Source organism: Rhizobium sp. NLR16a (assembly GCF_017948245.1).
In the GTDB taxonomy this organism is placed as follows: Bacteria; Pseudomonadota; Alphaproteobacteria; order Rhizobiales; family Rhizobiaceae; genus Rhizobium.
In genome coordinates this window covers 1,675,488-1,697,013 of sequence record NZ_CP072865.1, presented here as the reverse complement: position 1 = coordinate 1,697,013, position 21,526 = coordinate 1,675,488, and the positions used below count along the sequence as shown (strand labels likewise).

The following is a 21,526-nucleotide window of genomic DNA, read 5'->3' as shown; positions in this document are numbered from 1 at the left end:
TTCGGGGATTGATGCCCGTTCAGGCGTTGTATTCGGCGTAAACCCGCCGCAGTTCGTTGCGAATCGCTTTCCGATCCGTCTTCGGCTTCTCGATCGGCTGCGGCTTCTCATTGCCAATCTCGACCACGCCCGCGGCCCGATAAGCGGAACGCAGCTTTGCTTCGAGGTGTAGTGCTTGCCGTCATGCATCGACTGGATTTCGATGCTGTCGCTGACGAAATGCGGCGCCGGCAGATCCGACTGCGCCAAGTTCTTCACCGGCATGCAGTTATGCGGCCACGCGTCGAGTTGGTGCCAGCCACCACAGACGCGGCAATAGCGCTCCCTCATGCTGCCTTCCTCGATGGATGAGACAACTCGCAACGAAGCCAGCTCAGAAGCATCAACTGCTCTATCGTCTCGGACGCTTCCAAGTGCGCTTTCGCATGCTGAACCAACCGGCTGAATTGATCATCGGTCAGGCTTCGCGCCAGCTTGACGACTTCGCCGAGATGCCCGAGGGCTTCCGCATAAACGCTTTCGACTGGCTGGCTCGCGGCGGCTTCGTTACTCATGGTCTAACCTCGCTAACTGGTAGGAAGGCTGTTGCGGCGCGGATGGCGGCTGCTGAGCGGCCTGGAAATGCTGCATGGCTTGCATCGCCATATCGCCGCGTGCCTGCTCGACTGTTGTACGATGCTCGATTTCGGCCTGGGCGACCCCGAGCTGGGCTTTCCGCTCCTCGGCCCCGGCCTTTACCTGCGCCGTTTTCAGATCGATCATCTGCTCCGGTGTTGGTTCCGGTGGCTGTTTTGGTGCCGTCGCTGCCTGAGCAAGCTGTGCCCCTACCTGCTCAAGTGTGTTTTCGAGCTGACGGCCGGCACGGAAGCCACGCGCTGCAAACAACAACGTCTCGACCATCACAGGAACAAGCATCGGCGTCTGTTGCGCAATGGCGCCGGCCTGCTGCATGAAGCCGCCAACCATCTGCACGAACTCCATGCGGCGCTGCTTCTCTGCATCCTCGTCCGGTTCAATTGTCGAATCCGTCTCGATGTCGATCCGAAAGCCGCGCACGCTGTCATTGCGAAGAAGCTGAATAACGTCATCGATCGAAGGCTGCTGCATCATCTGCGCCAACTCAGGCGGAATAGGCGGTTGCGGTGGTTGAGGAGGCGCCGGCTGGCCCATCTGCTGCGCGCGCATCGCGGCCTGCTGGGCGGCCATCTGAGCCTGCTGCATCTGCAGTTGGATCTGCTGCTTCTGCGCCGTCGTCAGCAACTGGATACCCGAGACGAGCATAAGAGTTTCCGGCTGGAACTGATCGCAGATGATCTCGCCGGCAATTGCCACAACGTCACGGGCGAAGCGGGCAAGCTCAGCCTGGCGGTCCCTGATGCGGATGGATCCCCATTGGCTTTTGATGCGCTGCGCCGTCGCCGTCTCAGAGGCTTGAGTATCGCCGCGCACGATGTCCGATATGCCGGTGATCTGGTAGACATCCTCAATGAGCTGCTTGCGCGCCTCGATGCAGGCAACGATGACCTTCTGCACATCGTCGATCGGCAATGTGACGATGGCCTTTGAGCCGCCCTTGTCCGTGAATGCCGCCCACTCCGGGATGGGAACCATGACCGTGTCGTTCTCCGGCCGCATCGCCTTTTCGATTGCCGGCGATACTGAGCCATCCCCTGAGGGATAGAAAATCTTCAGGCGCAGCTGATCGGTCAGCTTGTTGATGCGCTTGGTGAGGATGTCGATCTCGTCGCACTGGCCCTGGTAGTAGACGTAATCAGGCACCGGTATGAGCGAGCCGGTCGAGAGCGTGCCGAATGCCGGCCGCGGGCAAGGCCAGAAGCCCTTCAGCCTCAGTGGTGGTTCCGATACCTCCAGCGCGGCGGGGCAACCATCGGCGATCCAGACCGTGTAGTTCTCGCTCTTGCACCAGATCTCCCAGACATAAATCTTGCCCTCGTTCTGGGCCCGTTCCGTCTGGTTCGTGCCGTGGTTGGAGCCGGCGCCGTCCTTGGCAAGCGAATCTCGTCCATCGGGAAACCGCTTGTCGAACTCCTCATCGGTCATCGAGACACGACGAGCCACCCATGTCACATCCTTCCACCGCCGAGCTGGCGAATGCAGGAAGTCCGACCAGTGCACGTAGTCGATGCACACTCGCTCGTCGGTAATCTGCTCCATGGGAGAGACATCATCCGGCATTCCCGGTGCATCGGACGGCTCTACACCCATATCCAGCGGTTCGAAATCCGCCTCATAGCGCAGCCATACCGTGCCGCGGGCGCACAACAGGAAGTCATCGCGCACCGACCGCATAACTGAATCCAGATCGGCGTCGTCAGCCGTGAAAGCAAGGTTACGCTCCACCAGTTCCGAGCCCATGCGGGCCACCGGTTGCGAGTCCTTGAAGCGGCGCTCGACGACGGGCTGCGGAACCCTGGCATAGACGGCCGGCTGCAGGACCGAGACATTGGCCCAAAGCATCGGGAACCGGCGCTTTGCGCTCTGCTGATCCGCCTGCTGCAGGTAAATCTTCTCGATCTTGGCGCAGCGATCCACCCAGGATTTGAAATAGCGCTGCGCCCGCTCGATCTCCTGCTGCCAGTGCCCGCCGACCTTCACCAGGTCATACTGGTCACCGGCCGGCAATGTCGTGGCTTCTACATCCATCAAACGTGCTCGCTATAAGTCGGTGTGGCGTTGACGAAATCGTTGAACGTCATTGTCTGGAACGTCGACAGCGGCTTCGGTTCGGGTTTCAGCGGTTCGGCTGCGAGACCGGTGAAGATGATTGCCAATCCGCCGAAGGCGTCGGCCCCGTGCGATGCCCAGTTGTGCAGCGGCTCGTCGCGGAATACGCCGAGGTCTTCATCCCATTCTTTGCGGTAGTTCCGCAGGCATTTGATCCCTTGGCTGCATCCGGCCTGGTCGAACTCGACCTTTGCCAGGATGCGCCGGGTGCCGTTGATGCGGTCATGCACATAGGCTCGCTCGACCTTTCGAACGGTACCGAGGTTTCGCGCCTTGACCTCCTGCAGCATGATCTCGATGCGGGTCATGCCGCCGCGCGTCCACTCCCTCACGCGGATATCGTGCGGCATGTTGTGGACGCCGTAGACGTAACCGTTCTCTTTGGCGCGACGCTCCAGCTCGTCGAGCATTCCATCCATGCCCGTGCCGGTGTGCTCGAAATAGCCGATCATCCGAACTCGGCTCGGCAGCACCTGAAACAGCCATACGCTGTTAGTATCATCCATGCCGATGTCGGAAATGGTGTGTACCGGATAGCCCGGCACATGCGGGAAGACGCCAATGCGCTCCTCAGCATCCACAATCGCCATCTGGTCGGCATAATAGGCGCCCTCGACACTTGCCTCGAATGCTTCCGCTGGCGTTGAGGGATATTCCCGCTTCATGTCGCCGAGTTGCGTCTCGGCCTTCTTCACATACCAGGCCTTTTGACCGGCCGTCAGATCGATGCCCTGATCGGCCAGACCGTGAAAATACTTGGCAAACGCGTCGGTGATGATGACGCCTTCCGGCGCAATCGAATATTGCGGCTCTTTCCACCACGGGAAGAAGTGGAACTTGAAATCCAGCGGGGTCAACGCCGCAGCCTGCCGATGCTTAACCTGGGCATCTTCGCAGAGATTGTAGAAATGCCCCTCCTGCCCCTCGGCAGTGCTTTCGATGAAGACCAGTTGCCCGGCCTGAACCGTGTTGAGTGCGCCGGTCCGGACTTCCCTCGCCTTCTCCGGATATTTGGCGCAGAGCTTCCCGTATTCGGAGATATGCAGGTACTGGAGCGTTCCCGATCGAAGAGACGTGCCAACACGAATGCTCGAATTGTTCGCCAGCAGCAGTTCGCTCGTATTGTCTCTGACGATCGGCACCGCGGCGCGAATGCCCTCGGGCAAGCTGTCGTACGGAAATTTCACCTTGTCCCGAAAGATGGTCTGCGCATCCCCCAACGTGTGGGCGATGGTGCCGGCGCGGATATCCTTGTTGAACACACAGGCGTCCAGCATGAAGATCTGGATGAATGTGGTCAGGCCGAGCTGACGTGCCTTGAGCAACACGTTCAGATAATGCATCTGCTCGAAGAACGTCATCTGCGCCCAGTTCATTTCGAACTTGACGCGCTTCCCGCCCTTATCCGTGATCCAGTAGAGGTTGTTCAGCCGCCAGCGCCAGTCCGAGAACTGATCAACCGCCGTTTGGAAGTCCGCGCGTCCGGCCATTGATCGCATCCAACAACTCAGCGACACCGCTGGTCACGCCATGTTCAAGCTCGACCTTCGAGCCGTACTTCTTCGGCTTCAGCTTCTCCGCAATCCACTGACGAGTGGCGATCCGGAGCTGTGAGCGGCGAAGCGCCTCGCCATTTTCGACCCAGCGCGTTTCTTCGCCGAAACTCCGCTCCATCCAGTCGTTCGAACCGTCGTCGGCAATCTCGATCATCTCGTCGACGAAGCCGTCAGCCTGGATCTCGCGCGCCTGCGCATACTTGGTCCGGAAAGCGGACTTCTCGTCATCAGCCAGCCAAGCGAGGACAGTCGATTTCGCCGGCATCGCTTCATCACGGCAGATAGAGCGGAGACTTTCGCCATCAGCGATACGTGCGCAGATGCTGTCTGCCAGAGACTGTGTGAATTTTGTAGGTCTGCCTGTCATGGTCCTGCCTTCTGATCGGCTGGTGGTCACGTTGCATGCATTACGTGAAGCGCACTTGCCTTTCGGCTGATCTGCGCAAATTCATTTGAGGGAGAGCCAAGCAACCACAGGAGGATGGAATGGCCGACAATAAGAAAGCACTGAAGCAGGACCGCAAAAGAGTCTCAGCGGAGCAACCTTATGAACTGAGCTATTTCCGGCGGAAGCACGGCCTGACGGTTGACCAAGCAAAGGACATCATCAAGAAGGCTGGGAACAACAGAGACAAGGCAAACGAACTCGCGGAGCAGCACAAGAAATAGCCGGGAGATCACCATGACGAGCAAGTATCCGTTGACCCGCCCCTTAACCGATGAGGAAGAGGCCGAAGTCCAGATGCTGATCGCTTCGGATCCAGACAACCCGGAACTCACCGACGAAGAGTTGGCTATGGCTCGGCCGTTTCGGGAGGTCTTCCCGGAACTGGCAGCGAGAATTGACCGAGAGATTGCACGACGCGGCAGCTCTAAACCGAGAGATAGCTGATTAACTATTGCACGGAGGATGCGACGCCTAAGTTGAAATTGATTCGACTTCTAGCTGCGCGCGTGATTTACTAGAAGATGTAAATTCAGTTGAGGGGATCAACCAATGAAAGTCTTCAGAATCGCTCTCGCAGCGACCGTACTCGCATTGTCTTCAGCCAGCGCTTTCGCCCATGGCGGCGGCCTCGATAAAAATGGCTGCCATACCAATCACAAGACTGGTGACTATCACTGCCATTGAGATTTGACAGGCGCATTAATGTCCGGCGCCGATCTGATCACGGCCGGCGCCGACGCACTCAATCAGGAGAAACCTCATGGATCTCAAAGCCTATCGCGAAGAGCAGCTGAAGGTCATCGGCGAGATCGAAGATAATCTTAACTTCATCACTGAAAACCCAACGTTCCGGATCTCGCAGAAGGGACCTGATGGAGAGGTGGATATCACCACAGCTCACATCGAGAGATGCAAGCGCCATCTCGATGTCATGAAGAGGGCCGTCGAGATAACAGATGCTAAAATCGCCGACACTGCCGGAGATGGTGGCGTCTAATGCCGATCTCTCCAATGAGCGCATTTCTTCCATCGTGCGGATTGCTGCTTATCCGCGTGGACCGGCGCTCTGCGCACTGTACGTCCACCAAATCAGTGCGCAGATATTACCATATAGTTATGCGTTTGCAAGCAGATCAGCCCAATTTCAACAACTGATCCATCGTTTGCATAACCAAAGCGCGAGATGAAGGCACCCGAAGGCTCCGGGTCAAGCCACCGGCCAACTCGGAGTACTGGGCGTGCCGGATCTTGCGGCTGGTTCTCGAGGCAGCCTTCTTGATCTCCGCCATCTCGCGATTCACTTCCTCCTGCCGCATCCGTAAGGCCTTCTCCAGCAGGTACTTCTGGTCTTCTTCCCAGACCATGTAGCGGAGTCGGTCAATCACCTCTTGCGGGAAGCTGAACGGCTCGGGAGCGTCGCCGCAGGTCCGGCGGTACTTCAGGAGTTTACCGACACCTTCAACAGCCTCGACCGGCGCGAACCGTTGTGTCGGGAGGTTGACGAACACATAGCCCGTGAAGATCGGGAAGCGCCGCTCGATCAGCTTCTTATTTCGATGATGCTTCACGACGATTCGGTAGGTCGGCATGAAGTGTTCGAACCCAGCGTTGGAAAGGTTGCGCTCGATAAGGCTCAGACATGGGGACCTGTCATCATTGACCGGCGCCGACGGTGAGCGCTGGGACCCTGGCGCTGCCTTGACCGCAAACCAAAGATCGGCCGCGGGCTTCCACTCGCCCGCCTTGCCTTCATCTTGGCGAACCTTTCGAAACCGGAGTTCCTCGGCCCGCGTCTCTTTCGCCAACTGATCTTCCTTGTAAGGGTTGAAGGCGCGATTGAGGGTCTGCATGTTCAAATCTTAATATCCTTCAGCTTGTCCATGATTGATCTGCGGCGTTTCTGGCCGGCGGAGCGGGCTTGTTCGCGTTGGGCCTTCGTAGGCTCAAGACCAATCGGCACCTGCCTGACGGTGAAACCCTTGCGACGAAGTGCTTCGACCTCAATGAGGCAGGCCTCCCTGTCCAAGTTTGCGAGGTGCTGATCCTTTCGGCCGTTCTCGATGCGATCGATTCGCCAGTTCCTAAAGAGCTCCTTTGGCAGCTGATAGTACTCGTAGGCGACGATGACAGGCGTGGGCCGGAAGCCCCTCGTCGCCGTCTTGATCCGCTCGGCATTCACCTTGCCGAGCAGCTTCTCCATCATGCGCTGCTGCACATCTTCTGGAAGTTCGTCGACCATCACTTACCCCTCGCCTTCTCGGCTAGATACATGGCCGGATCGATGCGCTTCACTTCCGAGGCGGCGCCGAACGTCCCGAGACGGTGATCTCGATAACTGCGCTCGCCGGCTGGGTCGAACTTGGCGGCCGCGACCGATCGCACCCAGCCAGGCGCCTTTGCGGCATTGACCTTCATCCGGTGCTCGTCTCTGGCCGCCTGCCTCTTGCTCACCTTTTTGCTTTTGCGCTTCGCAGGCTCCGGCTTGCCCCAGAGAACTTTCTTGTTGCTGCGAGGCTTGGCGGGGATCGTTTCGTGATCGATCCGGTCGAGCGCCGACCAGGCCGCAGCGTTCGTGTCATACGGGCCAGAGACGACCTTCCCGCGCTGGTCGGTGATTTCATATTGGCCGTCATCGTTTCTGGTGACATTGAGGATCTGGGTCATCACCGAATCTCCTTGATGAAGTCCGGAATGACCCAATCTGTTCGCCCACCTTCGCGCATGCTGCGAATGAACTCATCGCTGGTAGGCTCATTAATGGTGAGAGGTACCTCGCTTTGAATTGCGCGCTTGACCTCATCCTGCATCTCGACTGGCCAAAGCAGATGGACCGGCTTGCCGTTCATTGCGGCTTCGACGAAGTCGTCGACACTGGGCTGGCTTCCGATGATGTCGCGGAAGCGCTTATCGACTGCCTTCGCAGCGTTGCTGTTCGGGTGATGCTTCTTGCGGTCAACGAGGTTCCAACCGAAGATACGGAACCCGACGAAGTCGAGAAAAAAATAGGCTTCTTTCTCGGTAAGCTTACGGACCTCAGTCATTGGAAAGCTCCGAATCTTCGCTCCACTCGGGCTCGTCCCAGATGAAGTCAGTTAGGGATATGCTCGGCTGAGCGACGGTGCAGACCCGGATGACGGCCGCCGAGTTCACAGGGTCATAGTCGTTTGATGTAAGGAGACCCGCCCGAAGTAGCGTGAAGTATGCACGCTGCACCTCAGACCCAATGTCCTCCTCAGGCGCGTCGAAAACTTCCATCAGGTGAGCGAGGATCGTTCCGAAACCCACCGGCTCCATGCGCAGCGCCATAAAGCGGATCATCTCGGCAACAATGTCCGCTTTCGACTCGGGCGTCGGAGTCTCATCGGTATTGAATGACAGCTTCGTCATGCGACTTTCCTTCCCAGGCGGACAACCTCGCCGGCTTTCGGCGTTGGCGGCCAAATAACTTCAGAGGCGATCTTACGGATGATGGCCGGCATGACGTCGATAACGTTGGCCGGCAACTGGGACGGGTCTCGGATAAATGGTGGCAACTGGGTCACGCCGCGCTCCTCGCGTCAGTCAGAATGCCTTCAAGGTCGTATGGTGTGAAATTGCCCCCGAGCAGGTTCCGGAGGCAGGTGTCGACCTGATCACGTGGAACGCCTTGGTTGAGCAGAAATGTCCGGCCGTCCGCTGATGACTTCGGTATTGGGAATGGAATGAACATCTTTTCTGACGTCTTCTCAGAATTTTCTCGCCCTCCAAAGCCAGATGGTCCTTCTCTTTCTTCTAGGTCCTTCTCCTTCTCCTTGCTTCGAAGGGCCTTCGAAGGGGCTTCCACTTCGTCTGGCATCAACAGCTCGAATTCTTCGAGATTTCGCTCATCGTACAAATGGAAAGGAACGCGATACCGCTGGTAAAAACCTAATGTAATTGGGCAGATGGGTAGCATTGCCAGTTGATCCGCCACGCCCTTGACGCGTTTATCTTTCGGTGAAAGCTGAGGCGCTATCTGGTCTGCGGCCATCTCGTGCACCCACACGAGTTCGCGCTGGAAATCGTAGGAGCAAATCTTCGCTTCAATAAGGTCAAGAAGCCCCTTCGATGCCCCTTCTTGAGGGCAGCCGATTTCGTGCGCAATGTAAGCGACGGGCACATAGTAGAGCCCGAGCATGTTGGCATGCCCGGACGTTGTCAGGTGGTAATGCACAGCGAGTGCTTCTAAGTTACCTCGCACCGGCTTGAGATCAGACTGCCAAATTCGTGGCGGAATAGATGCAAACTTTCTCATTCGGACCCCATCCCGGAGGACCCGAAGTTGTCACCGGCGTTGGTAGCTTTCATGCCGCGGCTCCGATCCGAATACGAAGTCCGAGCTTTTCAGCCAATGGTGCGACTGGCACGACGATGCGGCCACCGATCCGGATGGTTTGAAAATCACCGGCCTTCGCAGCGTCATAGGCCGCGTTGCGCGCGAGCCCGAAAAACAGCCGCCCGGCATCAGGCACTGAGATCGTGGGCTTTGTCAGGGCTTCCTCAAGAGTCATGTTCATGTTCCATTCATGACAAACATACACACGAAACCTCTCTAGCCTGTTTTGGATTGACCTGCAACGTTTCGTGTGTATGTTTCCCAAAAAATGTGGAGTTATGCGTTATGGCGCGACCGAAGCTCGGCGACAGCGAGAGCAAACGCTTGCAGATGGTTATTACTGAGGACGAGCTTCATGCGATTGAGCAATGGCAGCACGAAAACGGCGTTCCATCGAAATCAGAGGCGATCCGGCGCCTTGTCCAGATTGGCCTTCGCACAACGCGCGCTCTACCGAAGATCACAGCTGATGTGGCTGAGGTGCTCGATATGACTTCGGCAGCAATCGAGATCCCGGAAGAAGTTTTCGCCACATTGTCGGTCGAAGCTGAAGCGGACCAATACAAAGTTGATCGGGAGATCGCGAGCCGGCTCTTCGATGCTGTGAATTTCGCGTTTAACCGTCAGATAGAAGCGCAAGACAACTGGTTTCACCTACTGGTCGAGATCGCCCAATTTACCAACAATGAGGAATTCGCAGACGCAGTAAGGCTCGCTGACGAGGAGGCAACATCGGAGGTTCCCAACGAGGCGGTGCTACAGGCAATAGGTGCGTCGCGTGAGGTGCAGATAAAATACTGGCGCAAGCGTCGTGATGAGATCCGAGCACAGCGAGAGGAGCGGAAATGAAAGGCCACATTCGTGAACGCTCACCGGGTAAATGGGCGATTGTGCTCGATGTGCCCGACCCAGAGACCGGTAAGCGCCGGCGAAAGTGGCACAAGTTTCACGGAACGAAACGGCAAGCCGAAACTGAATGCGCTCGCCTTGTAGCCGAATTGGACGGCGGAAGTTATATCGAACCGGCAAAAACGACCGTCCGCGAATACATGATCCGATGGCTCGCTCATGAAAAGGCAAACGTCTCGCCTAAGACACATCAACGGTATGAGGAATTGCTTCTCAAAAACGTGGCTCCGGTGATTGGCAGCGTTATCATGAACAAGCTGACACCAGCCCGCATAGACGGATGTTGGACAACGTTGCTTGAAAGCGGTCGTCGGCCGAAGAAACGCCGGGCAGCCACCTCGCCCACGGTCGAGGAAAAGAAAGGTCTGTCACCACGAACGGTGCACCACTGCCGCCGCGTTATGCTCTCGGCATTCGAACAGGCCGTGAAATGGGATCTCCTCAAAAAGAACCCGGTGGCCCTCACCAAGCCGCCGAAGGTTGAGAAGAAGCCAATGGAGGCATTCAACGCCTCGCAGACCGGCGTAATGCTTGATGAGCTTCGTAAGAGTCGCGTGTTCATGGCCGCGCTTCTTGCGGCCTTGTGCGGGCTCAGGCGCGGCGAGATTGTTGCCCTTCGTTGGCGTGATGTTGATTTCGCTAACGGGACGGTCGCCATTCGTGAAAGCGCTGAGCAGGTTGGTACACTCGTCCGGTATAAGGAGACAAAATCAGGAAAGTCGCGATCTGTAGCGCTGTCCTCTACAGTGCTGGAGGAACTAAAGCGTCACAGGCTTTCCCAGGCTGAGGAGCAATTGAAAATTGGCATTCGGCCGGATGAGAACTCTTTTATCATCGCTCAGATCGAGGGCAGCCCGCTTAAACCGGTATCGCTGACCCACGAGTGGACTCGTCTGTTGGCGAAAACATCCCTGCCCCGCATCCGGTTTCACGACCTCCGGCATTCGCACGCTACGCAGTTGCTCGCCGCCGGCGTGCACCCAAAGATTGCCAGCGAGCGCCTTGGCCATTCCACGATCGGCATCACGCTTGATCTCTACTCTCACGTGATGCCCGGGATGCAGGCGAATGCTGCAGAACAAGTTGACGCTGCCATCAAAGCTGCTAAAAAGCCAGCCGTCGAGTGATTGGGTAGCAAATCGGTAGCAAACGCCGGTTTCGGGCAGTCAATAGAATGTTGATTGCCTAACCTTTTCAAATAGATGGAAGAGTGTCCGAGTGGTTTAAGGAACCGGTCTTGAAAACCGGCGTGCGGGAAACCGTACCGTGGGTTCGAATCCCACCTCTTCCGCCACCTGCAATTTTCTCCATCAGACCAGCCGGCCGGATCAGTCGCAGCCACTATTCAAGCATGACGACGGCTTCGACTTCGAACAGCATCGGATCGATTGCAAGTTTGGGAACGGGGACAAGGGTCTGGGCCGGGAGTGCGTCGCCAAACATGTCTTTGACGTTCCTCGTCAGCACCTCGAGCTTGGACAGATCGTGATCGACCACGAAGATCGTCAGTTTGGCGACCTGATCCGGCCTTGCCCCGAGCCCATCAAGCGCACTGCGCAAATTTGCGTAGGCCTGCTTCACCTGAACGGCGAAGTCCGGCGACAAGGCTCCCGTGCTGTCCTGGCCACCCTGTCCGGAGATGTAGGCCAACCGGGCGCCGCGGGGGACGATCACCGCCGTGCTATAGCCATTCGGCGTCGGATCGTGGAGGTTTTTTGGATTGACGATGGTCAGCTTGAGGTCACCCTCATTCGCCGTCGTCGCGTTGGGAATTCCTGTGGTCATGATGATCAGCCCTCCGATAAGCAGATGTTTGATTGCATGTGACATGATGTCCTTTCCGGCGTGAGGACTGCGAGGAACGACCCTCGCCGCCTGCTGGATTGCGCCTTTAACTCTTCGGCAACCGAGCGACTCGTACAGCGTACGATTCCATCGCATCGTACATTGTACGAGTCAACTGGAGAGGATCGACATCCGTCGCTGCGCCGGCTTAAATCGATGACCCGATCTTTTTAGGAAAGACACATGGCAGCCAAACGCGACGGCACTCAGGATAAACGGCCTCACCGGAAAGCTGCCCCGGTCCCCTCCGCACAGGAACCGCCTCTTTCGCTCGACCGGATCGTAGCGAGCGCGGTTGAACTGCTGGACGCCGAAGGTGTCGACGGATTGAAAATGCGTCGGCTGGCCGATCGCCTCGGCTCGGGCGCGATGAGCCTTTATTGGCACGTCGCCAACAAAGAGGAGGTTTTTGATCTCGCGCTCGACTCGGTGCTCGAATATCGTGGACCATCGCAAACGATCGAATCGCCGGACTGGCGTCAGGCGGTCTTTCACATGCTTGAAGACTGGCGCGCCAGCATGCTGCGCCATCCCTGGTCGGCGTCGCTGTTGCCGCGCCGGGCGCTCGGCCCGAACATCCTCGGTCGCCTGGAACTGCTGGGCAGGGTCTTATCCGGAGCCGGTGTCGAGGAGGCGGATTTGAACGGTGCGATATGGTCGCTCTGGAATTATGTTATGGGCGCGACCATCACTCGTGCGAACTTCGACCTTTCGGACGAAGACATGCTCGCCGGGCAGCAGCGTCTTGCTCATTTCAGCGAAGAATATCCGACGATCGAGCGTGCTCGTCTGCTGTTGGACAATGACTGGGACGGCGTTTTCAGGAAAGGCCTGGACTTCCTGCTTGACGGGCTTGTTCCGAGCCGATGAACCAGGGCTCAGCTCCCGAATTGATCGGCAAGCTCGGTCAGAAAACATCCGCTCACGACAACATCGAATATATCAGCGCGCCGATGGAACCCCAGAAAATAACCGGCGTCAGTATCAACCCCACAACGAAGATTTTGGTCACCGCTAAACTCCGCAGATTCGTCCCGCCACGAAAACCTATTGCAGCGATCGAGGGTTTGGTATCGGCATGAAGTCCGGGTCGGATCGGACCTTGGTCTCAGTCTCGACGGCGCTCTGCGTCAGCCGCCGCGGCGGTAAGTCACGGTGGCGATGGCGAGTGCTGCGGCGATCGCCATGGCTGCGACGGCAAAGGTGATCTGCATCCCTGAGTGAATGGCCTCGGGGCCTGCCACGGCGACATCCGATGTTCCCGATGCTCGCGCGAATACCGCACCCATGACGGAAGCGCCGGTAATCAGCCCGAGATTGCGCGACAGGCTGAGCGCGCCCGAGATGACGCCGCGCTGGTCAGGGCCGACATCCGCCATGACGGCGGTGTTGTTGGCCGCTTGGAACAGCTGATAGCCGGGCGTCAGGATGGCGATGGCGGCGATGTAGCCGATCATTCCGGGAAGCATGGCGAGTGCGATGGCGCCAGCGGCCATCGCGATGAGGCCTGCCGCGATCACGAACGGCGCGTCCAGACGATCGACCAGGCGACCGGCCGGGACTCCAGCAAGGATGGAGATGACGGGGCCAATCGACATGACGGCGCCAACGGCGGCCTCGCTGAGCCCGAGCGCACGGGAGAGATAAAACGGGCCGACCACCAGCGTCGCCATCATCACCGTCGAGATGAGCGCGTTCATGACCAGGCTTGCGCTCAGCGCTGCATTGCGAAACACCGCCGGCCGGATCAGTGGTGATGAGGCTTTCCTCTCGGCGAAGACGAAGAGACCGGCCCCGAAAAAAGCCGCCGCCAGCAGGGAGAGATTCAGCATTCCAAAGCTGCCCCGCCCGGTCGTCATCGCCAGCGCATAGGCGAAGAGCGCCAGGGCAAGCAGCAAGGTGCCTGCCATGTCGAAACCGGCGCGCTTCATCTTCCCCATGTTGACGTCGGCAGGCAGAAAACAATAGGCGAGGGTGAAGGCAACGATGCCGAGCGGCACGTTGACGAGAAAGATCGCGGGCCAGCCGAACCCGGCAATCAGAGCGCCGCCCAGCGACGGGCCGAGAGCAGTGCCGATCGCCGACATGGTTGCGAGCAGCCCCATGGCGCTGCCGGTCCTCGCCTTCGGCACCGTTTCGCCGACAAAAGCTATGGTGAGGGCCATCATGATCGCTGCGCCGAGACCCTGCAGCGCCCGCCCGGCGATCATCAGCCAGAGCGCCGGCGCAACCCCGCAGATGACGGAGGCCAGCGTAAAGAGCAGGATGCCGATGAGCAGAAGCCGTCTGCGGCCGGTCATGTCGCCAAGCCGCCCGACGCTGACGATGAGGGTGGTGATGGCAAGAAGATAGGCCAGCACGATCCACTGCACCTCCTGGAAGGAGCCGCCGAAAGCCTGCGCCAGGGCCGGCAGACCAATATTGGCGCTGCTGGTGCCGAGCGATGGCAGCAGCATCGAAAGGCAAAGGCTGGCGAGTCCCCAGCGGACGGAATAGGGGCGTTCGGCGACTGCCTCCCCCTGTTCTGCAATGATCGGTTTCAACAGGACCTCCATGTTCAAGCTCCTTGAAAGGGAGCCATCGAACCCTAGTCCCGCAACTGGCATGGCGGAATGCGCAGCATTTGCACTTCATTCATGCGGCTGGCGCCATATCACTCTGAAATCATGTTATACCGCATGCATGTTGACTCCTGACCTCAACCTGCTTGTCACCCTTGATGTCTTGCTCGCCGAAGGCAGCGTCGCCCGTGCGGCCGCGAGGCTGCGGCTCAGCCCATCGGCCATGAGCCGGGCGCTGGCGCGATTGCGCGAGGCCACGGGCGATCCGCTGCTGGTGCGTGCCGGCCGCGGCCTGGTTCCGACACCCCGGGCGCTCGAGCTGCGCGAGCGGGTCGGCCGCATCGTCGAGGATGCTCGGGCGGTTCTGCGTCCTGCCGAAGCGCTTGATCTCGGTCGGCTCGTCCGGACATTCACGCTGCGCGCCAGCGAAGGTTTTGCCGAAAGCTTCGGCCCCGATCTCATCGCTCGCCTCGGCAAGCAAGCCCCTGGCGTGCGGCTGCGCTTCATGCAGAAACCGGACAAGGACAGCGCGCCGTTGCGTGACGGAAGCGTCGATCTGGAAACCGGTGTCGTCGGCGAGACGATGGGACCGGAGGTGCGGGCGCAGGCCTTGTTCCGCGACCGCTTCATCGGCGTCGTGCGCACCGGCCACCCGCTTTGCCGCGATGAGATCACGCCCTCCCGTTACGCGGCCGGCGGCCATATTGCGGTCTCGCGGCGCGGGTTCGACAAAGGAGCGATCGACGACGCTCTGAATGCGCTCGGGCTGGAACGGCAGGTCGCCACCGTCGTCGGCGGCTTTTCCACGGCACTGGCGCTCGCCCGCGCCTCGGACCTGGTCGCCAGCGTTCCTGAACGCCACACGGCGGCCTTGCGGGCGGGAATGCACAGTTTCCCCCTTCCCGTTCCGACGCCGGAGCTCACGGTTTCGTTGCTTTGGCACCCGAGGATGGATGCCGATCCCGCGCATCGCTGGCTGCGCAGCTGTGTTCGTGAGGTCTGTTCAGCCGCGGAGGCAGGAGAACGAGATCGGACGGGACGGGACTGGTGATTGACTCTCCCCTGTCGTCGTGATTTCCCCTCCCGCATCACCAAGCGAGGATATCATGGCCGAAGACATTATTGTAAAGGACAGCAACGGAACCCAGCTTCACGACGGCGATTCCGTGACGTTGATCAAAGACCTCAAGGTCAAGGGCACCTCGGAGACGCTGAAGCGTGGGACCTTGGTCAAAGGCATTCGCCTGACCGACAATCCCGGCGAGATCGAGTGCAACACCAAGCAGGTCAAAGGCCTCGTGCTGAAAACGGAGTTCCTGAAGAAGGCGTAGGATCTACCTGCGGTAGCCTATGGCTCCGTGGCCGCAACTTACGGCACTTCCTCGGTGATCACCTCGAAGCGGGAAAGCGTCGCCGGGCCGAAAGCCGTCGACATCGCGACGTCGGTGGCATCTCGGCCTGTCGCCATCAGAATTCTGCCGATACGCGGGGTGTTGTGGCGGGCATCGACCGTATGCCAGTGCCCGCCGAGAAAGACCTCGAACCAGGCGCTGAAGTCCATTGGATTCGGATCGGCGGGAACGCCGATATCACCGAGATAACCGGTGCAATATCTGGCAGGAATATTCATGCATCGACAGAGTGCAATGGCGAGATGGGCGAAGTCGCGGCAGACGCCGCTCTTGTCGGTAAAGCCGCCATGCGCGGTTCTGAGAACGTCGGCCTTCTGATAATCGAAGGTGATGTGGTCATGCACGAAATCGCAGATCGCCTGCACGCGCGCCCAGCCGAGTGGCGTTGATGAGAAGGTCGCCCAGGCGAAATCCGAAAGCCTGTCTGTGTCGCAGTAACGGCTGCCGAGCAGGAAGACGAGCACTTCGTCGGGCAGATCCTTGATCGCGTGCTGCACCGCCTGGACGGGAACGATGTCGGCCTGCCCGGTGTCATAGATCTCGAACTCGGTGGAAATCGTCGTCAGTCCCGGCGGAGCGACGATCCGGCTGCAGGCATTGCCGAAGCCATCGGTATATTCCCACGCTTCGATCGGCCGGTCGAATGTCAGGACCTGCTCGCTCAGAAGATCGGCGCGACGGGAGGGATGAATGTTGAGGACCAGCAGCATCGGCGTCGGCTGTATGCATTCATAGCCCAGATGAAACCCGGCGCGTATCTTCATTGTGGCTTCCTCGTCCCTCCCGGCATGGGCGGAGGTGAGAATGGAACGTCGATCGCACCAACCCGGTTCCCGCGATGCAATTCCCCGGGGCAATGCATCATTACCCCTCGGTAATCCATGACTGCCGCGTGGTCACGTTGACCTGCACCGTCATGCCCTCGAAATCCGTCCCCTCCCCGTCATAGCTGCCGCTCAAAGGAATTGCCTGGCGCGGGTCGCGGGCAACGGCCACACGAATGAGATCGCGGTTGCCGACGATGCCGTTGGTCGGATCGAACTCAGCCCAACCGGCCCCGGGAAGATAGACCTGGCACCAGGCATGCGTGGAGCCGCCGCCGAGCACGGTCGAGCCGTCCCGGTCGGGAACGTAGACGTAACCGGTGACGAACCGCGCCGCCAGGCCGAGCGAGCGTGCCGCCTCCATCATCAGAAGCGCGAAATCCCGGCAGGTGCCGGAGCGAAGCCGCAAGGTCTGCAGCGGCGTTTGCGTTCCATGTTCCTGGCGACGTGCATAGACAAAGCTTTCGCGAATGGCATAACAGAGCGTCATCAGAAGGTGCCCGGTCTCTGTCGGGTGCCCCATGCGCACGAACTGGCGCGCCCAGCGGCCGACCTCATCGCCCGAATCCGGATAATGGCGCTGCATCGCCGGCGCAAGATCGGCGATTTCGTCCTTGTCGTAGGAGAAAGGATAGGTCAGCGCCGCCTCGTCGATCCGAATGTCCGGGCCGAACTGCGGCGTATGATCGAGTGTGATCCAGGTTTCGAAACGAAGCTCCACCGACGGCCGCGAAAAATCGACGAGCGCCACGCAATTGCCGAAAACATCGTGGATCCAGCGCACATGGCTTTGCTCCGGATAGGTGGTCAGCGACGCCTCGATCAGCCGCTGGTCGAAACTGTCGCGCGGCCGGAACATCAGGCGATGCTCGCCGAAATCGACCTCCCGGCGGTAGCGATAGGACGTGATGTGGCGAACGGAGAAAATCGTCATGGACTGGCGCCGGCTGATTTGTTCACGTTGCTGCTCCTGCAGCGCCGCGCGTCTTATCAGACGCCGCAAGCGCCCTGCTCCTTTGCCTGCTCATCCCGATTTCTTGTCATATAAGCAGTTTCGAAAGATTGCTATTGTACCTTCACCGATCGACGGCAGAGCCGTCCAACCTGAGAGGATAACATGCATATCATCTGGGACGTTCTGACGCTTCTGCTGACCATCGGTTCGCTCTATGGCGGTCGCGAATACCGGATTATTCGCGCCCGTGCCCGCGCTCAGAATTGGGGCAACTTCTGACCCGATTCTGACGCCGCTGCCGGAACCTTTCGGTCGCGGTTACGTCGAATGACGTACAGCGGCGCCTTTAAGGAAATGCTGTATCAGTCGGGACGGTTTTCGTCCGTCCATTCTCTCTGTTGTGCTAAGCCCGCCTCACCCCAGGCGGGCTTTTTTCATGCAAGATTTGCCGCGTGTCGCCGGCAGCCGCCATTACTTCTTGGCGCCGGCCGAAAGCACCCGATGGGTCGCATTATCCATTGCGTGGCTCGCCTCCTGTCCATCCTTCTTCAGCCCGTATGCGGTATTGCCGCAGCCGGAGAGCGTAAGCAGGCAGAGGCAGCAGGCGATGGCGATTGCAGCTTTTGGCATCGAGATTTTCCCTGATTGAACGAACCCCCGGAAAAATGACGCACTCCGAGCCAAAATCAATCCGCCGGCGGCCGGACATAACGCAGCACCTGCGCCGAATTGGTGCATCCGGCCGCTCCCTGTTCCGTCAAGAAACGGATTACTCGAGTTAAAGCTCTCCGAAATGTAGAATTGTTGGAAGGAAAGTGATTTGGATGCCAGTCGTCCGTGTATTTCCTCCTCATACCTCCGGGATTTCGCGACCGTTCCCTGAAATCTATCATTTTACTTAAATATCGCACTTAACCAATTGTTAGTAATAACCTTGCGTAACACGCACTTCGGCTTATGCTTTATTTAAAATAGGAGAGGAGAGAATGTTTAGCAAAAGCCTGATCATGCCTTTCGGCTTCGCAATTCTTGCGCTAAGCGGGCTAATGTTCCAACTCGTCGCTTACCTGCTGGAAACACCCGTCACCGTGCTGCATCCTTGAGTGCTTAAGTTCCTCCAGGAGTGGAACTTTCTTTCGTTTCGTGCATTCTTGCGAGTCGTTTCACCAGGAGGGATCACTATGGAAAACGCAGGCGTGGGTTGGATTGCGGCCATCATCATCGGCGGCATCGCCGGATGGCTGGCAGAAAAGGTCATGAGCAGCAATATGGGCGTGCTCATGAACATATTGCTCGGCATCGTCGGCGCGATCGTCGCCAACTGGATCCTGGGTCTGCTGCACATCCAGCCGTTGGCGGGATGGCTTGGTTACCTGATCACCGGCTTCATCGGCGCCTGCATTCTGATCTTCATCGGCCGTGCCATCCGCCGCTGATTGTCGAGGCGCAACTGGCAGACATGACTAAAAGCCGGGCGCGCCTTGCGTCCGGCTTTTCTGTCCCGAATTCCATGTTCAGCGGCGGCTCAGCAGGCCGAAAAGATAGGCTACGCCTGCCGTTATCGCGAGCGCCATGATCGGTTCTTCGCGAACCTTGTCGCGCAGCCGTTCCGTCATCAGCGAAGCTTCGTCCGTAACCACCGACTTTGCCCCCTGCCCCAGCGCCCGCACACTGTCCGTCAATCTGGAGAGATCTTCACGGAGTGCCGTGACCTGTGCCGACAGATCGTCTGCTGCGATATCCGCCTTGACGCGCGCAGCGGTGGATTCGGCGGAAGCGGTTTTCATTTCTGCCATGGTCTGCTCCTGTTTCATGGGATGCCGCTTCAACGAAATGGCGGCCCGAAAGGTTCCGCCGGGAGCCGATCTTTTGTTCGCCATCAACGCCTTGCGTCGCCCTCGCGGCCATCCGCAGCTTTTCGCGTGACAACCCTTCATTTCCTGTCGGCTTTGTTTTAAGGAACGTCGAATGTCTGCCCGTGCGCGGGTCAATAAATGCTGCGAGGTTTGCGTTTCCATGTTCCATCTTCTGAGAAGAGCTGCTCAGACCTGGGTTGCCAAGTTGCTCCTGCTTCTCCTGGTGGCCTCTTTCGGCATCTGGGGCATATCGCGCGAGCTGATATCAGGCGGCAGCAGCACCACGGTCGTGACTGTCGGCGATCAGAAGGTGGGGGTCACCGAATTCCAGCTTGCCTATCAGCGTCAGGTGGCAAACATCGGCCAGCAGTTCGGCATGCGCCTTACGCCCGAGCAGGCCCGCGCCTTCGGAATCGAGCAGCAGGTGCTGTCACAGCTCGTTGCCGGCGCCTCACTCGACCAGCTCGCCGAAGATATGAACCTCGGATTGTCCGAGGATCGTCTCGCCCAGCTGATTGGCGACGATCCGGCCTTCAAGGCCGTCAACGGCCAGTTCGATCGCGAGCTGTTCGTTTCGCGCCTGCGCAATGCGAACATCCGGCAGGACGATTACATCAAGGAGCGCAGCAAGGTCGCCGTCCGCAGCCAGATCGTCGATGCCGTTTCCAACGGCTTTGCCGCGCCGAAGACGCTGATCGACGCACTGAAGCTCTATGGCGACGAAAGCCGCAGCGTTGACTATCTGCTGCTGACCAACGCAAATATCGAGCCGATCAAGGCCCCCGCCGATGACGTGCTGGCGAGCTGGTTCGAAGGCGTCAAGCAGCGCTACCGCGCGCCGGAATATCGCAAGATCACCTATCTCAAGCTGCAGCCGGCCGATATCGCCGATGCCGCGACCGTAACCGACGACCAGATCCGCGAAGCTTTCGAGAAGGGCAAGGATAGTTATCGCACGCCGGAAAGCCGGACGATCGAACAGCTGACCTTCACCAGCAAGGATCTCGCCACCGCCGCCGAAACGGCGCTGAAGAGCGGCACCAGCTTCGACCAGCTGGTCACCGACCAGGGCAAGACGGCAAGCGACGTGCTGCTCGGCGAGTTCACCAAGGACAAGGTTCCCGACCAGGCCGTCGCCGATGCCGCCTTTGCGGTGTCGAAGGATGGCGGCACGACGCCGGTCGTCGACGGCTCGTTCGGCCCGGTCATCCTGCGCATCACCAACATCAAGCCGGAAACTGTCAAGAATTTCGACGAGGTGAAGGAAGACATCCGCAAGCAGCTGGCGCTCTCCAACGCTTCTCAGGAAGTGATCAATGTTCATGACCGTATCGAGGATATGCGCGCCGGCGGCTCCACGCTCGAAGATATCGCCGGTCAGCTGAAGCTCAAGGCGGTGACCATCGACGCCGTCGATGCGACCGGCGCCGACAAGGACGGCAAAGAGGTCAAGGATCTTCCCGCCAAGCAGCAGCTGCTCGGCGAAGCCTTCAAGACCGAGGTCGGCGTCGATGCCTCTCCGCTTCCGATCGGCAATGACGGCTATGTCTGGTTCAACGTCCGCGAAATCACACCGGACCGGGACCGCCCGATCGCGGAGGTGCGCGAGAAAGCCGTCGAAGACTGGACGGCGGAGCAGCAGAAGGCCGAACTCGCCAAGAAGGCCGACGAATTGAAGGCCGAGGCGCAAAAGGGCGTAGCCCTTGCCGATATCGCGGCGCCGCTCGGCATTGCCGTCGAAAGCAAGAGCGGCATCACCCGCTCCACCGATGATCCGGTTCTCGGACGAGCCGCAGTCAAGGCCGCCTTCTCCGGCCCGGTCGATACGGTTGCGAGCGCGGTCGGCGCCGATCCCTCGACGCAGATCCTGATGAAGGTCACCGAGGTCAACAGCCAGCCGACCAGCGACGTGCTGAACAACCGCGATGCCCAGCTCACCGCCATGGCTAATGCCGCCGGCGATGATATTCTCGATCAGATGGTCAACCTCCTGCAGACGCAGTATGGGGCTTCGATCAACCAGACGCTCGCCGAACAGGCGACGGTCCGCTAGGAGGTTTT

The 21,526-nt window shown here is 59.0% G+C and carries 28 protein-coding genes, 1 tRNA gene and 1 pseudogene; 12 read left to right on the top strand and 18 right to left on the bottom strand.

What is annotated here, in order from left to right; all coding sequences use genetic code 11:
* Window positions 1-19: 19 nt before the first annotated feature.
* The 5 genes and pseudogenes from J7U39_RS08170 to J7U39_RS08150 form a co-directional block, all read right to left on the bottom strand.
* Window positions 20-330: pseudogene (locus tag J7U39_RS08170) on the bottom strand (hypothetical protein).
* Window positions 327-554: a hypothetical protein gene (locus tag J7U39_RS08165; RefSeq protein ID WP_210631285.1), complete on the bottom strand. Its 228-nt coding sequence runs from the start codon at window positions 552-554 to the stop codon at window positions 327-329. Before J7U39_RS08165 ends, J7U39_RS08170 begins: the two are co-directional and overlap by 4 nt.
* Entirely contained in the window at window positions 547-2,664 is a 2,118-nt protein-coding gene (locus J7U39_RS08160) for a hypothetical protein (protein ID WP_210631284.1), read from the bottom strand. Before J7U39_RS08160 ends, J7U39_RS08165 begins: the two co-directional genes overlap by 8 nt.
* Window positions 2,664-4,235 carry a terminase gene (locus J7U39_RS08155; RefSeq protein ID WP_210631283.1) on the bottom strand — a complete coding sequence of 524 codons (1,572 nt, stop codon included), beginning with the start codon at window positions 4,233-4,235 and terminating at the stop codon, window positions 2,664-2,666. Before J7U39_RS08155 ends, J7U39_RS08160 begins: the two co-directional genes overlap by 1 nt.
* Window positions 4,201-4,668, bottom strand: a complete 468-nt coding sequence (locus J7U39_RS08150) for a terminase small subunit protein (RefSeq protein ID WP_210631624.1) — start codon at window positions 4,666-4,668, stop codon at window positions 4,201-4,203. Before J7U39_RS08150 ends, J7U39_RS08155 begins: the two co-directional genes overlap by 35 nt.
* Window positions 4,669-4,787: 119 nt before the next feature.
* Here J7U39_RS08150 and J7U39_RS08145 point away from each other — a divergent pair, with 119 nt between their 5' ends.
* From J7U39_RS08145 to J7U39_RS08130, 4 genes are all read left to right on the top strand, one after another.
* A complete protein-coding gene (locus tag J7U39_RS08145) occupies window positions 4,788-4,970 on the top strand; it encodes a DUF3606 domain-containing protein (protein WP_210631282.1) in 183 nt (60 codons plus the stop codon).
* Window positions 4,971-4,983: 13 nt separating this feature from the next.
* The gene (locus J7U39_RS08140) at window positions 4,984-5,193 is read left to right on the top strand and encodes a hypothetical protein (protein WP_247241765.1); all 210 of its coding nucleotides are present in this window, start codon (window positions 4,984-4,986) and stop codon (window positions 5,191-5,193) included.
* Window positions 5,194-5,298: 105 nt separating this feature from the next.
* Window positions 5,299-5,433, top strand: a complete 135-nt coding sequence (locus tag J7U39_RS08135) for a YHYH domain-containing protein (protein WP_210631281.1) — start codon at window positions 5,299-5,301, stop codon at window positions 5,431-5,433.
* Window positions 5,434-5,509: 76 nt separating this feature from the next.
* The gene (locus J7U39_RS08130) at window positions 5,510-5,746 is read left to right on the top strand and encodes a hypothetical protein (RefSeq protein ID WP_210631280.1); all 237 of its coding nucleotides are present in this window, start codon (window positions 5,510-5,512) and stop codon (window positions 5,744-5,746) included.
* A gap of 136 nt (window positions 5,747-5,882) precedes the next feature.
* On the opposite strand, the gene J7U39_RS08125 is transcribed toward J7U39_RS08130, so the two are convergent.
* The 7 genes from J7U39_RS08125 to J7U39_RS08095 form a co-directional block, all read right to left on the bottom strand.
* On the bottom strand, window positions 5,883-6,599 hold the full coding sequence (locus tag J7U39_RS08125; protein WP_247241755.1) for a transcription termination/antitermination NusG family protein: 717 nt from the start codon (window positions 6,597-6,599) through the stop codon (window positions 5,883-5,885).
* A gap of 2 nt (window positions 6,600-6,601) precedes the next feature.
* A complete protein-coding gene (locus tag J7U39_RS08120) occupies window positions 6,602-6,988 on the bottom strand; it encodes a hypothetical protein (RefSeq protein ID WP_210631278.1) in 387 nt (128 codons plus the stop codon).
* The gene (locus tag J7U39_RS08115) at window positions 6,988-7,413 is read right to left on the bottom strand and encodes a hypothetical protein (protein ID WP_210631277.1); all 426 of its coding nucleotides are present in this window, start codon (window positions 7,411-7,413) and stop codon (window positions 6,988-6,990) included. The genes J7U39_RS08120 and J7U39_RS08115 overlap by 1 nt, the downstream gene beginning before the upstream one ends.
* Complete coding sequence (locus tag J7U39_RS08110; protein ID WP_210631276.1) at window positions 7,413-7,790, bottom strand: hypothetical protein; 378 nt, start codon at window positions 7,788-7,790, stop codon at window positions 7,413-7,415. Before J7U39_RS08110 ends, J7U39_RS08115 begins: the two co-directional genes overlap by 1 nt.
* Window positions 7,783-8,136 (bottom strand): hypothetical protein, encoded by a 354-nt coding sequence (locus J7U39_RS08105; protein WP_210631275.1) that lies wholly within the window; start codon window positions 8,134-8,136, stop codon window positions 7,783-7,785. Before J7U39_RS08105 ends, J7U39_RS08110 begins: the two co-directional genes overlap by 8 nt.
* A gap of 151 nt (window positions 8,137-8,287) precedes the next feature.
* Window positions 8,288-9,022 carry a hypothetical protein gene (locus J7U39_RS08100; RefSeq protein WP_210631274.1) on the bottom strand — a complete coding sequence of 245 codons (735 nt, stop codon included), beginning with the start codon at window positions 9,020-9,022 and terminating at the stop codon, window positions 8,288-8,290.
* A 49-nt stretch (window positions 9,023-9,071) separates the two neighbouring features.
* On the bottom strand, window positions 9,072-9,284 hold the full coding sequence (locus J7U39_RS08095; RefSeq protein WP_210631273.1) for a hypothetical protein: 213 nt from the start codon (window positions 9,282-9,284) through the stop codon (window positions 9,072-9,074).
* A gap of 104 nt (window positions 9,285-9,388) precedes the next feature.
* On the opposite strand from J7U39_RS08095, the gene J7U39_RS08090 reads away from it, so the two are divergent.
* From J7U39_RS08090 to J7U39_RS08080, 3 genes are all read left to right on the top strand, one after another.
* Entirely contained in the window at window positions 9,389-9,952 is a 564-nt protein-coding gene (locus J7U39_RS08090) for a hypothetical protein (RefSeq protein WP_210631272.1), read from the top strand.
* Window positions 9,949-11,139 (top strand): site-specific integrase, encoded by a 1,191-nt coding sequence (locus J7U39_RS08085; RefSeq protein ID WP_210631271.1) that lies wholly within the window; start codon window positions 9,949-9,951, stop codon window positions 11,137-11,139. The genes J7U39_RS08090 and J7U39_RS08085 overlap by 4 nt, the downstream gene beginning before the upstream one ends.
* Before the next feature lie 77 nt (window positions 11,140-11,216).
* Window positions 11,217-11,306, top strand: a tRNA-Ser gene (locus J7U39_RS08080).
* A gap of 47 nt (window positions 11,307-11,353) precedes the next feature.
* On the opposite strand, the gene J7U39_RS08075 is transcribed toward J7U39_RS08080, so the two are convergent.
* Window positions 11,354-11,842, bottom strand: coding sequence for a RidA family protein (locus J7U39_RS08075; RefSeq protein WP_210631270.1), 489 nt, complete (start codon window positions 11,840-11,842; stop codon window positions 11,354-11,356).
* Between the two features lie 198 nt (window positions 11,843-12,040).
* On the opposite strand from J7U39_RS08075, the gene J7U39_RS08070 reads away from it, so the two are divergent.
* Entirely contained in the window at window positions 12,041-12,727 is a 687-nt protein-coding gene (locus J7U39_RS08070; protein WP_210631269.1) for a TetR/AcrR family transcriptional regulator C-terminal domain-containing protein, read from the top strand.
* Between the two features lie 260 nt (window positions 12,728-12,987).
* On the opposite strand, the gene J7U39_RS08065 is transcribed toward J7U39_RS08070, so the two are convergent.
* The gene (locus tag J7U39_RS08065) at window positions 12,988-14,400 is read right to left on the bottom strand and encodes an MFS transporter (RefSeq protein WP_210631268.1); all 1,413 of its coding nucleotides are present in this window, start codon (window positions 14,398-14,400) and stop codon (window positions 12,988-12,990) included.
* Between the two features lie 139 nt (window positions 14,401-14,539).
* Here J7U39_RS08065 and J7U39_RS08060 point away from each other — a divergent pair, with 139 nt between their 5' ends.
* Complete coding sequence (locus J7U39_RS08060; protein ID WP_210631267.1) at window positions 14,540-15,469, top strand: LysR family transcriptional regulator; 930 nt, start codon at window positions 14,540-14,542, stop codon at window positions 15,467-15,469.
* Between the two features lie 55 nt (window positions 15,470-15,524).
* The gene (locus tag J7U39_RS08055) at window positions 15,525-15,749 is read left to right on the top strand and encodes an alkylphosphonate utilization protein (protein WP_184459645.1); all 225 of its coding nucleotides are present in this window, start codon (window positions 15,525-15,527) and stop codon (window positions 15,747-15,749) included.
* A 38-nt stretch (window positions 15,750-15,787) separates the two neighbouring features.
* Here the strand turns inward: J7U39_RS08055 and J7U39_RS08050 are convergent, their stop codons facing one another.
* The 3 genes from J7U39_RS08050 to J7U39_RS08040 all read right to left on the bottom strand — a co-directional run bounded on the left by J7U39_RS08050 (window position 15,788) and on the right by J7U39_RS08040 (window position 18,239).
* Window positions 15,788-16,594, bottom strand: coding sequence for a transglutaminase family protein (locus tag J7U39_RS08050; RefSeq protein ID WP_210631266.1), 807 nt, complete (start codon window positions 16,592-16,594; stop codon window positions 15,788-15,790).
* A gap of 100 nt (window positions 16,595-16,694) precedes the next feature.
* Window positions 16,695-17,588, bottom strand: coding sequence for a transglutaminase family protein (locus J7U39_RS08045; protein WP_210631265.1), 894 nt, complete (start codon window positions 17,586-17,588; stop codon window positions 16,695-16,697).
* 492 nt (window positions 17,589-18,080) lie between these two features.
* Window positions 18,081-18,239 carry a hypothetical protein gene (locus J7U39_RS08040; RefSeq protein WP_064802689.1) on the bottom strand — a complete coding sequence of 53 codons (159 nt, stop codon included), beginning with the start codon at window positions 18,237-18,239 and terminating at the stop codon, window positions 18,081-18,083.
* Between the two features lie 551 nt (window positions 18,240-18,790).
* Between J7U39_RS08040 and J7U39_RS08035 the strand changes: the two genes are divergently transcribed.
* Window positions 18,791-19,045: a GlsB/YeaQ/YmgE family stress response membrane protein gene (locus J7U39_RS08035; RefSeq protein WP_064802691.1), complete on the top strand. Its 255-nt coding sequence runs from the start codon at window positions 18,791-18,793 to the stop codon at window positions 19,043-19,045.
* 78 nt (window positions 19,046-19,123) lie between these two features.
* On the opposite strand, the gene J7U39_RS08030 is transcribed toward J7U39_RS08035, so the two are convergent.
* Entirely contained in the window at window positions 19,124-19,405 is a 282-nt protein-coding gene (locus tag J7U39_RS08030) for a hypothetical protein (protein ID WP_184459666.1), read from the bottom strand.
* 220 nt (window positions 19,406-19,625) lie between these two features.
* Here J7U39_RS08030 and J7U39_RS08025 point away from each other — a divergent pair, with 220 nt between their 5' ends.
* Window positions 19,626-21,518 carry a peptidylprolyl isomerase gene (locus J7U39_RS08025; protein WP_210631264.1) on the top strand — a complete coding sequence of 631 codons (1,893 nt, stop codon included), beginning with the start codon at window positions 19,626-19,628 and terminating at the stop codon, window positions 21,516-21,518.
* The last annotated feature ends 8 nt before the right edge of the window (window positions 21,519-21,526 follow it).